Genomic DNA, 13986 nt, shown 5'->3' with positions numbered 1-13986 from the left:
TATGCAGCTATTTCAAACCTTATTTCCAAATCTCGCGGAAAAGCTTCCTGAGTTTTATGATAGCTTCGTGCAGACTCTATTCATGACAGGGTTCTCAGGTGTAATATCACTTGTCTTAGGACTATTTATAGGGATCACCCTTACAGTAACTAAAAAAGGAGGCATTCTTGAAAATGCCGTCCTTTCCTCGGTTTTAGATAAAACAGTAAACATATTCAGAACCATACCATTCATAATCCTGCTGGCGCTTCTGATACCCTTGACAAGGATGATCGCCGGTACTGCCATAGGCACAAAGGGTGCGATAGTACCTTTGATATTTGGGACAGTCCCGTTCTTTGCAAGACAGGTTGAAACTGCCCTCGCAGAGCTTGATAAAGGTCTTATCGAGGCAGCCTTGTCAATGGGGAACAGTCCAATCGAAATCATTAGACGTGTGTACCTGAAGGAAAGTCTTCCCGGACTCATCCGAGCAGTAACCATAACTGCAATAAGTCTGATAGGACTTACTGCCATGGCAGGAGCAGTTGGCGGAGGAGGCTTAGGCGACTTTGCAATCAGATACGGTCATCAGAGAAACCAGACTGACGTGACCCTGGCAACGGTAATTGTCCTGATATTACTTGTAAGCTTTCTTCAGAGCTTAAGCAACTGGATAATATCAAAAATCAGCCATTGAGTTCCTTGGTCAGGAGCTCGCCAAGGCGTTTAAGCCCCTCATCTATTTTTTCGGCATTGTTGGCTGAAAAATTGAGTCTGATGGAATGTATCCCATCTTCCTCATCAACACAAAATGCTGAACCGGGAACATAGGACACCTTATATTCCTCAGCTGCCTTTTTCAAAAGAGTCCTGGTGTTGACAGTATCAGGAAGGTCGACCCAGACAAATAGGCCGCCCTCGGGAACAGTGTACTTGATTTCAGCGGGGAAATACTTTCTAATACCTTCAAGCATTGCATCCAATCTTTCAAGATATAATGGGACCATGCTTTCAAGATGAGCTGGTAGAAGGCCTCTGTCAAGGAAACCGGAGCATATCGCCTGTGCAAGTATCGGCGTGTTTGTATCAGTTATGCCCTTGGCAAGAATTATGGCGTCGATGATCTCCTTGCTTCCAACCATCGTTCCGACCCTTAATCCGGGTGCAATAGTCTTGGAAAAGCTATTTGCAAGAACTACATGACCTGTTTTATCGAAGGTCTTGATAGGTGGGACTGAATTCCCCCTGTACCTTAGATCACAATATGGATCATCCTCAAGTACGATCATGTCGTATTCGGAGGCAAGGTCCGCAATCATCTTTCTTCTTTCAACCAAAAGGGTTTTCCCGGATGGGTTCTGGAAGGTTGGTATGGTATATAGCATTTTTGGTTTGTGCAGCTTGATTTTTTCCTCAAGGTCAGAAATAATTATACCTTCGTCGTCCATTTTGACTGAAACAAGCTTAGCTTCATATTTCTTGAAAACCGAGATAGTATTTAAATAAGTTGGTGACTCTACAAGAATACAATCACCTGGATCAATGAGGATTTGCGTCAAAAGGTCAACCCCTTGAGTAGATCCGGTAGTAACGACTACTTCATCTTCTGAAGCAATAACACCCTTAGGTTTGGCAACATGCTCCAAATAAGCTTTTTTGAGAGGCTGCCACCCATCTGTCGAGCCATATGACAATGATCTTTGTGAGTCATTGGCAAGTACCTCGTCGACTATCTCCCTGATAGCGTCAACCGGATAAAGCTCTCTTGCTGGACTTCCCATACTAAAGGAAATAACTGAAGGGTCGAGAGAATATCTCAGAATATCAGCTAAATCGTCACCCGAAAATTTTGTCATTCTATTCGCTAACTTCACCATTTCCATCCCTCCTGATTCTTTATTCCATCTACCATAGACTTGATCCCTGCAATATAAAATGCAATATCCGTAGATATGGTAACACTGTCAAAGCCTTGCTCAAGATAACCTATAGCCATTGCAGGATCAGCTGTGAATATAAAGCTTAATTTGTTGCTATCCTTGCATGCCTTTAATATCCTTGCAATAGCTTCCTTGAAAACCGGTTCATTGAATTGGGCAGGTATACCAAGACCCACCGACAGGTCATATGGACCAATAAATATACCGTCTACTCCTTCAAGAGCAGCTATAGCCTCGATGTTATCCAGACATCTCTTTGTTTCACATTGCGGTATCAGCAAAGTCTCTCTGTTGCAGGTTTTGAAATATTCCATAACGTTTCTTGAAAAATCCTCGTAACCAAACCCTGCTTTTCTCGCTGTGAAAAATCCTCTTTTACCAACCGGGTAGTATTTAGCCCACTCAACGAGAGATTTGGCTTCTTCGACTGTTTCCACACACGGTACGACCAGTCCTATGGCACCAATATCAAGATTCTTGAGAACTGAAGGTCTTGATACGTCCTTGATTCTGACAAGGGGTACAAGCTCCTTGAGCTCAGCGGCCCTTATAAGGCCCATTGTGCTCTCTACCTCAAAGGGGCCATGTTCCGTATCTATGATTATGTAATCGAGGCCTGTGTACCCAAGCCCTTCAACAGCTGTCTCTCCTCCTACCTCAAAAAAGGTGCCGATGGCTTTACCGCCTGAGACAAGCTTTTCCTTTAAGTTGTTTTTCATTTGATCCCCACCTTTCTTATCAAACAATGTACCTTTTTTTTGCATAAAAGTCAACCAATTGCTATAGTACAGTATTAAAGGGTATATATGCACATAATGAAACCCATATTTAGGAGGAGTCATAATGATCATAAAAGCACTTATGGAGAACAGGGGAAAATCTGATGAGTATTTGACAGAGCATGGATTGAGCCTATATATTGAAACCGATACAAGGAAGCTCCTTTTCGACACCGGAGAAACTGATAAGTTTCTTTCCAATGCAGAGAAACTCGACGTAGATCTTGCAGATGTGGATATTGTTATAATTTCCCACGGGCATTATGATCATGCCGGGGGTATAGCGTCATTTCTTGAGAAAAACGATAAAGCGAGGATATACATGCAACGTGAGGCATTTATACCCCATGCTTCCGATAAGGATGGAGATATTGAGGATGCTGGTGTTGAGCCATCATTAGAGAACCAGGACAGGATTACACTGGTAGACGAGGATATTTTCTTTGATGATGATTTGATATTGTTTTCAAGGATCAATGGGGACTATCTCGTGCCTGAGGGAAATTCGCACCTTCTTATGAAGAAGGGAGAGGAATGGCAGGTCGATGACTTCCACCATGAACAGAATCTGATCATTAAAGATGGGAAAAAGAGGGTACTATTTACCGGATGCTCACATAGAGGCATCGCAAATATTTTAAGACAAGCTGCAGAAAACTCTGACCTCCCCATAACTCATGTGATAGGAGGATTCCATCTATACGATTTGAAGCTGGATGATCAGAGCGATTTGGAATTTCTCACCAAGGTAGCCGATGAGCTGGATAAATCAGGCGCCATACTCTACACAGCACATTGCACAGGCTATGACCAGTTCAAATGGCTTAAGGGGAAACTGGGTCACAAAATCGATTACGTTTCTGCGGGTACAGTACTGGAGTTATGATTAAAACTTGTATGGAACAGGGTTTTATCGCTTAAAAGGACTTAAGTCCTGGTACGCCTGTGATTATTTAGGTGCTCATATGAGATTCAGCAAACATCTCATTTCATGGAAGGCAATTTCCAATCGGGGGTGAAAATCCGAAATTGGTTTTGAAAAAATGTTCTAATATCTGAAAATCATGCAAAAATGGTACTTACATTTCTTAAAAACAATAGTATAATATAGATGTAAATATTAAACAGCTAACATCTAATACCTCTCAATACATCCCCTTGCGGACGGTTCTTCCAGAAGCAGGGGGACTCCCTTTTTTGAGGGAACAAAGTACACTATTGTCGTATCGCTTTACATAGATTACACATTATGTTAAAATATTGTTGAATAAATAAATCTCCGAGTTTATTGACCTTCGATTATTTATGGTTTATAAACCGATAGGGTTCAGCTGGAAACGGCGGGGCCTCCTGATGGAAAGGAGAGTTATGCAGTATTTCCATTGGGAATGCTGCTTTTTGTTTTTGCAGTCATTCCTTTCCTGCGGAGTACAAACAAAACATGAAAGGTGGATGGATTATGACAAAGTTTAAAAAGGTATCTGCTTTATTATTAGTTATTGCTATGCTTTTCTCACAGGTTGTATTTGCAGAAGGCGAAGCAGTTGTAGTTATTAATGGTGCAGGGGTAGAAAAAGAGCTTTCACTGACTTTGGATGAGCTTAAGGCAATGCCAGAGGAAGCACAAATCGACGAGGAATACATATATAACAGCAAAACAGGTGAAAAGACTGTTACAGTTAAAGGCGTAAGTCTTGCATATGTACTTAGAGAGCTTGCGGGGCTTAAAGTAGAAGAGGCTGAGGTTGCTATGGTTGCTTCAGATGGTTATCCGATCGACCCTCAAATGCTTACAGATATTATGGCAGAAAGTCTAAAGTATGTAATAGCATATGAAGTAAATGGTTTAGCTATAGACAATGACGAGAATCCTGAAACAGATGAAATAGTCGTATATAGAAAGGTTAAAGAATCAGGTGAATTTGGAACAGTATTTAAGCTAGTGGCTGAAATTACAGTAGGAGAAGCAATAGAGCCGATTGTTGAAGAACCTGTTGTCGAGGATCCTGTAGCTGAAGAGCCTGCGGCAGTTGTATTTACAGATTTAACGGATGAATTCGCCTTCGCAAAATCTGCTATTGAAGGCTTGGCACAAAAGGGAATAGTAAATGGAAAGGGCAACGATTTGTTTGACCCTGCAGGTAGCTTCACAAGAGCAGAGTTCTGCAAGATAGCGGTAGTTTCTCTTGGCTATGAGCTTGTAGAGTATAAGGGCGGGTTCAGCGATGTCAAAGCAAGTGATTGGTTTGCACCATATGTTCAGACAGCAGTAGATAATGGTATATTCACAGGCTACCCAGATGGAACCTTTATGCCGATTAAAGTAATAAATAGACAAGAAATTGCAGCTGTTGCTGGTAGAGCTGCAGTTATGGCAGAGGTAGTTGCACAGGAGAAGTTGAATAAATTTGTGATGGAAAAATCCAATTACGAAGACAAGCTCTTAGTACCTGAGTGGGCTGCAAACGAAGTAGCTTGGCTAGAAGCTCAGGGAGTATTTGCTGGCGTTGCAGAGGGCCAATTCCAACCAACAAAGGTAGTCAACAGAGCTGAAGCAGCTGTAATAGTATATAACACCCTGTTCGCCGAGCAGGATTTAGAGTAAAGAATAGGACGGATAGAGCGAGGGCAAAAGTCTTCGCTCTTTTCATAGCACAGGAGGTGCAATTATGAAAAATAGGAAGCTGGCCAAAGCTTGGTTATCGATTATCCTTTCACTGACACTATTTCTTCCAGGTATCCCAATAGCGAGAGCAGAAGCAGTGGATCTTACGATAACCGGCACAGGTATAAATAACCAGATATCCATAGGTCCTGATGACTGGGACCGATATACTATAAAGGAAGCAGTTTTTTCTGGGAACAATAGCTTGAATTTTCACAAGATAACAAAGGTGAAGGGCTATGATCTGTTCGAGCTTATTGGAACAGAAAACCTTATATCAGGAACAGATTGGGAGATGACCTTTATCTGTTCAGATGGTTTTACCTTCAAGAAGACGATAAGCGAGCTTAAGGGTACATACACTTATCCCGATTTTACCGTGGAGAGCAAAAAATCAGCACCAGCAATGATAGCCAGATATTCAGCAGTACTTGCAGACTATCCTAAGGACAGTTTTGCACCTCCCGTCAGTTGGAGCGACAGAGCTCTCACCGAAAGTGACCTTGATAAGGATTTTCCCAAGCTTGTATTTGGTCAGGCAGGTATAAATGACATGAATTTATCCAAATGGGGAAAGCAAGTTGTAAAAATAATAGTTGGCGAGGAAAGATTTGCTGATGTGGGTTCAGCTTCTCCTTACAAACACATCAGCTATCCGGGAGCGCCATATAATATCGATGCCATTTCAGGAGCTACCTTTACTATTGAGGGACCTGCTGTAGAAGGCTACAGAGCCATTTCCTTAAGGCAAATAGAGGAAAACACCAAGGAACAGGCAGTAGTTGAATACTACGAAAAAACTGACCAAGGAGTATTCCTGAACAGCTACGAGGGAGTAGATGCCAAGAGCCTTTTGGAGAACTATGTAAAGCTGCGACCAAATGCAGGAAATATTACATTCAAGAGTAAATCCAGACAGACTATACTTACAGTACCTTTAGAGGATGCGGACAAATACACTATTGCCTATGGAGTAAATGAGGTGCCATATGTGTACCTCGACTCGGACGTAGGTTTTAAGCAGGATAAATTCAACGACAATGGATGCTTCAAGCTGGTATATGAGCAGGATAAAGCCTCTGCCAGGGAATTTTCAAATGTTGCATATATCTACGTTGAGGAAAAGGACGCAAAAAATATATTTGAACATTCCTATGCTCCATTTAACTCTACTGAATACACTGATTATGAAATAATAATACATGGAGATGCGCTTGGCAAGGAGATTAGATATAAGGTATCGGAAATTGAGGCAATGGACGATATCAAGTATACAGGTGAGTACAGTCTCTCAAATAGCGAGTATTTCTGGTATTATAACAACTATAAGGGAGTCAAGCTGTGGGATCTCCTTCTAAAAGCTGGTCTTGATCCTAAGACTCCCAATGATACCAAGATTAGATTCGTTGCGGCAGATAATTATAATTTTGCACCAATGACCATAGGAGAGATAAAGAACTACCAGCTTTATGGTTATTACGAGAAGGACTCCCAAGATTTGGGAGATGGCAAGTTCGACGGTTCAAATGTTAAGCCGGTCAAATCAGGCATGCCACCACTCGTAGCCTATGGTTTCAATGGATATCCATACGTTACAAGGCCGACTGATGAAGGATTCAACCCTGGTTTAGGAAATGACGGCGGGCCATTGAGGATAATATTTGGTAAGACAGGATATAATGATACCAATGGTTCTAATCAGGTACAATATATAAAGGAGATCATAGTTGGAGAGGGAGAAGCTATTGGAACAGGTACGATCAACCAACAAGGAACAGGTGTGGAGACTGCTTCATCTGTAGACTCTACATCGACCTGGAACCACAATCAGGGAGCATATAAAGAGTATTTAGATCAACCTGTTTTGAGAGTGACAGGCTCTCAGGTAAAGGAGCCAATGACCTTTACACTAAGACAGCTTGAGTCAATGCTGGATTATATTTTGCGAGATGTGTATACCGGTGATGGCATAAGAGAATTCGAGGGCATAGAGCTTTGGAAACTGATATCTGATTTTGTACAGCTCAAGGATGGAGTAGATCAACCATCCATCAGAGTATTTAGTGGCGCAAACTACAATCAAATATTACGCAGTAATGATCAGGTCATGAATGGAGTACTTAATTCATCTGGACAACTAAAAAAAATAATGCTCGCATATGCTGTGGAAGGATATCCTCTGGTTCCAAACGAAGCTTCCATTGGATACGAAAATAATAATGCATATGGACCTATAAGGCTTATAATAGAAGAAAGTAAATCCATGTGGGTCAAATGGGTAGATTGTATAGTCGTAGGCACTGGGGATTATGAACAACCGAAGACAGAGGACATCAAAGAGCTTGATTTACCAGAGCTTCCTGAACCAGTTACCAATAGGGAGGCGATCGTAGATTGGATAATCCATAGAAATGATACTGGATTTGAAATGTCAGAAGCCAGTGTAAGAGCTATGGAGTATGATAATGAAGGGAACCTTTGGATAGGAACTAATGGCGGCGGGCTTTCAGTAAGGTCAATCGATGGGAAATGGTCCCACATTACGGAAATAGAGACCATAAATGCAGGTACACTAAAGATAGATACGGTGTATGCGATAGTTCAGAGGGAAAATGGAGAACTATGGCTTACTCTGGGAGGGCCTAACGATCCAAGAGGAATACTTGTCAAGGATCCAAACGGCTGGAGGAGTATAAATAAAGAGAATTCAAATCTTCCGGCTTGCTTTGTACAGGAGCTTGAGCTTGATGGAGATGGTGGGATATATATAGGCACTCAAAACGGTCTGGTTCACATCGATAAATCCGGGGAGTGGAGTATTTATACTCAAGCTGAAGGTTTATTGCCATACTCAGTGGATGCAGTTGAGCCTGATGGTAAAGGAGGAGTATGGATAGGATATTATCCGGACACTAAGGGTACAGAGGCTGAGCCTAAGTATTTTGGAGGGTACCAATATCTTGATCCAAGTGGCAAGCTGACGACTTATCAGGGCTTTGACCCAGACAATTTTAACCATAATTGGGTGAGGAGCATATCAGTTGACCCTGATGGAGGAGTCTGGATAGTTCGTTCAGGGAACGCTCCAGGCTTTGGTCAGGGAGAGGTTGATTATATAATTGGCAATGAGAAGAAGACCTACAAAGCATCAGAGCTTTATCCGGGAATAGGAGAAGACAATGACATAAGACTTGTCAAGGCAAGCTCTGATGAAGCTGGTGTAATTTATATAGCAACAACAGCAGGCGGAGTTGCGAGGATTGATATAAAATTTGAAAAAGCAGAAGCGTATCTTTATGGTAAGCCATTCCCAACTAAGCAGTGGAACAATGTTTACTTCCTGGACTTTTCGGAGGATGGTCTTATGATCGGAACAAACGGAGGTGCAGCGGTCTATAAGGAACTGATGCAGTTTGCTGACACCGAAGGTCATTGGGCTGAGGCTTCAATTTCCAGAATGGCAGAAATGTCATACGTTAAAGGAGATTCCAGAGGATTCAGGCCAAATGACAGCATAACCAGAGCAGAGTTTGTGGTATTGCTTTCAAGGGTCCTTGGTCTGGATACTGAGACAAAAGTCTCTTCCTTTAAGGATGTAACTATAGGGTCATGGTATGGTAAATCCATAACAGCGGCAGTCGAAAATGGTCTGGTAAATGGTTATTCAGATGGAAGCTTTAAACCCTCTGGGAGAATAACCAGAACAGAGATTGCAGCTATCCTGGGCAGGGTCGTGGATACAGAGCTTTCAGAGTCGCAAATAAACGATGCTCTTTCAGAATTTAAGGACACAGTCCCAGAATGGGCTAAGGCACCAGCTGCAGCTGCAGTCAGAGCAGGGATAATCGATGGCTTCCCAGATGGCAGCTTCAGTGGGGCTCAGAGTGCTACCAGAGCACAGACAGCAGTAATGCTCATGAGATTATTGGGACACCAATAGATTTGAGAGCTGACATCCCCAAGGAGGAAGTAAAATGACTAAAAAAAATATAATATTGGTAGTTGTAGCCTTCTTGCTGCTCTCTGTCGTAGCCTCAGGCTGCAGCAAGAAGGACAGCACTGATGCTGAAGTACCGGCTGAACAGCAGGTATTTGAGGAGACTGCAGAGGACCCGGACATAGCTGAGGAACCAGTAGAGATAATCACCGGGGCACCATTGGAGGAACCCTTGGCAGAGCCAGAAGTTGACGAGATTGAGGAAGAGGAGCCAGCTTCAGAGGGATCAAAAGCACCTGAGGAACAATCAACATCATTGGGAGATCAACCAGTTCCACAGGAAGCACCTGTCCAGATAACAGAGTTACCAGTTGAATCACAATCAGCTGAACCTGAAAAGCCAAGTGGACCTTCAATCCAGCTTATCAAGACTAATGGAGAAACTTTCTACATGAGCCTTGATGATATGAAAGACAGATCAGAGCTGCATTTTTCGGGGAGCTTTTATTGGCTAAACAGCTTTGGAAGCACAGGCCATACTGATTTTAAGGGAGTTAAATTGTGGACGTTATTGGAAGCAATGGAAATAGTAGATTCATCCTCATCGAGAGTGAAGGTCATCGCTTCTGACGGCTACAGTATGGATTTTGATATATCCCAAATAAAGAGAATGGATTATATTGATGAAACGAATCAGGATGTTAAGCTTCCAATAATTATAGCCTGGGAGGAGAATGGAGAAGCTTATGATCCATCAGAGGGTGCGCCTTTCAAGCTGGTGGTAGGACAGAAGGAGCCCGGAGACATTAATAAGCCTCAATGGGTTTCTAATATAGAAAAAATAATTGTAGAGTAGGTTATAAAATGACTAAAGGTAAGAAACAATACATTATTTTTCTCGTCGTAACATTGATTATTGCAGCTACTATGCTTTATTTTACAGATACTGTTTCTGAAGAGGAGTCGAAGGTAAGGAGCTACTACCCGGAAGCAAAAAAGGTAAGGCTGATAAGAGATCTTTCTGATGAAGGATTCATAGCATTGAATATGCCTGCAGTTAGGAGAGGCTATGAGGTTGACGGTGAAATCAAGGCTATTGTTTCAAGCTGCGTTGGATATAACGGGCCGGTAGAGATCCTTGCTGCATTTGATGGACAAGCTCTAAGTGGAATTGAGGTCATTGAGCACACTGAATCACCTGATTACGCTGAGCATATTGAGAAGGAATGGTTCCTTGAGAGATTTAGGGAGCTTGGGGCAGATAAATACCTGAACCTTGTGGCTTTGGATAAGGAATCCCCTGAGGATATTGTCCAGGTAACCGGAGCAACTGTCAGCTCTCAGGCTGTAGTAAACGCAGTAAACGCAGCCATTGGTGCATATCAGTACCTTAATAATGGCGTCGAAATGGCTTCCGTAGAAGATGTTGTTCCTCAGGAGATGTGGCAGAAGGATGTAAACAGCTTTGCTATCAATTGGGGTGAAAGCTCAATAAGGATCGATACCGATGAGATAAAAACATATGAACAGGTAGAAAGAGAAGTAGTTCTTATAAATACCACTGGGACACATACCAATATGAAGGTGAAAGGCCCCACTCTTAAAGCATTGCTTGATGCTGAAGGAATAGATCTGTCCAGCTTTGAAGGGATAGGCATAACAGGCAGAGATGGATACTATACCTTAGTGGGTAAAGAAAAATTAGATGTGAATGAAGTTATCTTGGCTTGGGAGGTAGACGGAAAGCATGTAAAGGATGAAGAAAAGCCTGTTAGGGTTGCGATCCCCAACGAGCTGGGACCTTATTGGGTAAAAATGGTGTCGAACATTGACCTTTACGAAAAGATATCACCAAAGAATATTACCAAGGTCCATATGTTCGATGCTCTAACAAGAGGTATAGAGCCCTATTACTATGAATATTATGGCAGTAAGGACAAATCCATAGAAGTAGGGAAAATACTGTCAAAGTTTGACGAGATCGATAAGAAGGGCTTCTTCACTATGGCTGCCAACGATGGTTTGGAAAAAAACGAGACTATATCCCTGGTGATCCAACGGTACTTTATAAAAATCGAGGGAGAGAATGCACCAATGAATATTGCTCCTGGATTTAAACTGGGCATGAACGTAAAGCATATGACCCATTTCTCAACGACAAAAGATGCCGTAGTTTTCCCGGAGAAAATGATAGATGTTGTCAGGACTAAGTTTGCAGGAGATGAGGAAGGGATGCTTCTGGAGGATGTTCTATTGACAGCAGGCATGAGATGGGAGGAAGGAGCGTCATTTTCAGCCATAGCATCAGATGGGAGCATATTTCCGCTGGACTACGCAACGATGCTTCAATGCAGTATAATAGATAATGGAGATGAGGTATCACTTCATAATGGTGAAAAGATACTCACAAATGACCTTTTGAGGATCGAGATAAAATGAGGCGAGATATTAGAATAAGGCTGCAGCTTATTGCTGCAGCCATTGTAGCTGTCAACTGCATAATGTACTATCTATACTTAAATGGGATCACTGAGATAAGATCTTTTTCGATCGCTGATCTGAATCCATATGCAGGCTTTAGCCATCTGAAGGCAGGCTTAACAGATGTATCATACAGATGGAGAGGAATAACAAGAGGGATGGCTCTTACAATAGGGATAACCTTAGCAGCCATAGTATCCGGCAGAGTTTTTTGCGGATATGTTTGTCCAATAGGAATGCTTCAGGATATATCAAACCTTATTGGCAGAAAATTAGGACTGAAGAGCATCAAGTCTTCCAAGCTGACTAAAGACCTTGAAAAGACAAAATATGTTGTATTTTTGTCAGTCGTGATCCTTGGGATATTTGGACTTGGAAATCTGCTGACCCCGATGTCTCCATGGCTTGGATATCTCAATATATTTGCTGGTTTGAAGTTTCATACAGGCTTAATATTGTTGATTTTATTTTTGGTTATATCCCTTAAGATCAAGAGACCATTTTGCAGATTTCTGTGTCCACTTGGAGCTTACCAGGCTCTGCTTTCTGCTGTAGGATTTACAAGTATAAAAGATTCAGAGAATTGCAGCAGCTGTTCATATTGTCTTAGGGACTGCCCGGTAGGAATTGAGTCCTTCGATTATGGTTCAGCAAGTCCTGAATGCATTGGCTGTATGCGATGTGTAGAATCAAATTGCATTAAGGGAAATAAGGGCTATTCTATAAGACTTTTCAACCGACCTGTCAAGGGAATAAGAATCGTGATTATTTCCATGACAATTCTTGTCTTCTCCTATATAGTATTACCTGTTATTGGGGCAACTCAAAATACCACATCCAGGCTACCAGTAGGAGAGCTCAGGGATGGAAGCTATATAGGCCTTGGCACCGGCTTTGGCGGGCCGTTGATGGCTGAGATATATGTCGAGGGAGGAAGAGTCAGCAATATAAGTATAGTTAGCCATAGAGAAACAGAAGGCTACTACGAAGAAGTATTCAGATTTGTTGGATCAGAGATCGTGGCTACTCAGAGCATAAGCATCGATGCCTTAAGCGGAGCGACTGCAACCACCAGGGGATTCCTGGGTGCAGTAAGAAGCGGAATAAGCCAGGCATCAGCTCTTGATTAAGGGGAGAATTTTATGAAGAAAAAATATTTCATTGTAATTTTTCTAACTGTAATTATAGCTTCAGGGTTTTTCCTTTTAACAAGGGAAGGAGCACCCGTCCTGAATATAGTAATAGGTGAGGAAATAATAAGTGTTGACCCGGAATACATATATAATCACTCTGATGCGGAAACATTCCCATCAGTTGTCAGAAGCAGCGGACAGAAGCCAGTTGAAACTGAGTATACCGGGATAGAGTTATCAAAATTATTTGAAGGCTTGGGTGTTAAGCCTAGTGAAAAGATAACCTTAAATGCAGAGGACGGTTACAGGATAGTGATCTTAAAAGAAGAACTGGAGGAACACCATAATGTTTATCTGGCCTTTGCGAGAGATGGAGAGTACATGCTATCCAGGAAAAAAGGAGGAAATGGTCCTTATCAATTAGTAATAAGACGGGATCCCTTCAGCCAACGTTGGATCAAACATATTGATGAAATAGTTATAGTACCTTCAGAAGGAGCTGATGATTGATTTGAGCTCCAACAAACGGTTTTTCGACAGATATACGATATTTGAATTGGTAGCAATAGCGGTGGTCGCAGCACTTGGTGTAGCTACTAAACCAATAGTAGTGCCTCTTGTGCATATAATTACAGGACCATTATTTATACCAGGTGGAGCGATAGCAGGTGGCTTTTATATGCTGTGGATCATTCTGGGAATCGGCTTTGTCAAAAAAACCTGGACAGGGACATTGATAGGTTTGGTTCAGGGCTTGATAGTAGTAGCAACTGGTGTGATAGGGAGTCACGGAGTATTGAGCATTTTTTCGTACACACTTCCAGGAGTTGTAGCTGATCTGGTATTTATGTTTTCAAGGAATAAGAGCTATAATCTGATACATTTCATGTTAGGGTGCATGGCAGCAAATATTACAGGAACTATAATATCAAACTTATTATTCTTTAGACTGCCAGCTGAGATGTTATTATTGCTGATTTCAGGAGCTGCACTTTCTGGAGCTTTAGGCGGTGTCATAGCATGGAACCTTCTGAAGGCATTAGATAAATTAGGTCTGAATCTGTGAGGA

Annotated in this window: 11 protein-coding genes and 1 riboswitch; of the genes, 9 read left to right on the top strand and 2 right to left on the bottom strand. The window is 42.0% G+C overall.

Annotated features, from left to right (window positions below; translation table 11 throughout):
- The first annotated feature begins 1 nt into the window (after nt 1).
- On the top strand, nt 2-679 hold the full coding sequence (locus EC328_RS07625; protein WP_128426222.1) for a methionine ABC transporter permease: 678 nt from the start codon (nt 2-4) through the stop codon (nt 677-679).
- Here EC328_RS07625 and EC328_RS07620 read toward each other — a convergent pair.
- A complete protein-coding gene (locus tag EC328_RS07620; protein WP_164906065.1) occupies nt 669-1838 on the bottom strand; it encodes an aminotransferase-like domain-containing protein in 1170 nt (389 codons plus the stop codon). The two genes, EC328_RS07625 and EC328_RS07620, sit on opposite strands and share 11 nt — an antisense overlap.
- A gap of 14 nt (nt 1839-1852) precedes the next feature.
- Nucleotides 1853-2641 carry an HpcH/HpaI aldolase family protein gene (locus tag EC328_RS07615; protein ID WP_164906064.1) on the bottom strand — a complete coding sequence of 263 codons (789 nt, stop codon included), beginning with the start codon at nt 2639-2641 and terminating at the stop codon, nt 1853-1855.
- Between the two features lie 124 nt (nt 2642-2765).
- On the opposite strand from EC328_RS07615, the gene EC328_RS07610 reads away from it, so the two are divergent.
- The 8 genes from EC328_RS07610 (at nt 2766) to EC328_RS07575 (ending at nt 13983) form a co-directional block, all read left to right on the top strand.
- On the top strand, nt 2766-3587 hold the full coding sequence (locus tag EC328_RS07610) for an MBL fold metallo-hydrolase (RefSeq protein WP_128426219.1): 822 nt from the start codon (nt 2766-2768) through the stop codon (nt 3585-3587).
- 379 nt (nt 3588-3966) lie between these two features.
- Nucleotides 3967-4081: riboswitch (molybdenum cofactor riboswitch) on the top strand.
- A 79-nt stretch (nt 4082-4160) separates the two neighbouring features.
- Nucleotides 4161-5306 carry an S-layer homology domain-containing protein gene (locus EC328_RS07605; protein WP_164906063.1) on the top strand — a complete coding sequence of 382 codons (1146 nt, stop codon included), beginning with the start codon at nt 4161-4163 and terminating at the stop codon, nt 5304-5306.
- 64 nt (nt 5307-5370) lie between these two features.
- A complete protein-coding gene (locus EC328_RS07600; RefSeq protein ID WP_128426217.1) occupies nt 5371-9306 on the top strand; it encodes an S-layer homology domain-containing protein in 3936 nt (1311 codons plus the stop codon).
- 34 nt (nt 9307-9340) lie between these two features.
- Nucleotides 9341-10159, top strand: coding sequence for a molybdopterin-dependent oxidoreductase (locus EC328_RS07595; protein WP_128426216.1), 819 nt, complete (start codon nt 9341-9343; stop codon nt 10157-10159).
- Nucleotides 10160-10167: 8 nt separating this feature from the next.
- On the top strand, nt 10168-11742 hold the full coding sequence (locus EC328_RS07590) for an FMN-binding protein (protein ID WP_128426215.1): 1575 nt from the start codon (nt 10168-10170) through the stop codon (nt 11740-11742).
- Nucleotides 11739-12914, top strand: coding sequence for a 4Fe-4S binding protein (locus tag EC328_RS07585; RefSeq protein ID WP_128426214.1), 1176 nt, complete (start codon nt 11739-11741; stop codon nt 12912-12914). Before EC328_RS07590 ends, EC328_RS07585 begins: the two co-directional genes overlap by 4 nt.
- A 12-nt stretch (nt 12915-12926) precedes the next feature.
- Nucleotides 12927-13427 (top strand): hypothetical protein, encoded by a 501-nt coding sequence (locus EC328_RS07580; RefSeq protein WP_128426213.1) that lies wholly within the window; start codon nt 12927-12929, stop codon nt 13425-13427.
- Nucleotides 13420-13983 carry an ECF transporter S component gene (locus EC328_RS07575; protein ID WP_128426212.1) on the top strand — a complete coding sequence of 188 codons (564 nt, stop codon included), beginning with the start codon at nt 13420-13422 and terminating at the stop codon, nt 13981-13983. Before EC328_RS07580 ends, EC328_RS07575 begins: the two co-directional genes overlap by 8 nt.
- The last annotated feature ends 3 nt before the right edge of the window (nt 13984-13986 follow it).

The organism is Gudongella oleilytica, assembly GCF_004101785.1.
Taxonomy (GTDB): Bacteria; Bacillota; Clostridia; order Tissierellales; family Tissierellaceae; genus Gudongella; species Gudongella oleilytica.
The sequence above is the reverse complement of the archived record's forward strand: the minus strand, read 5'-3'. Positions and strand labels throughout refer to the sequence as shown.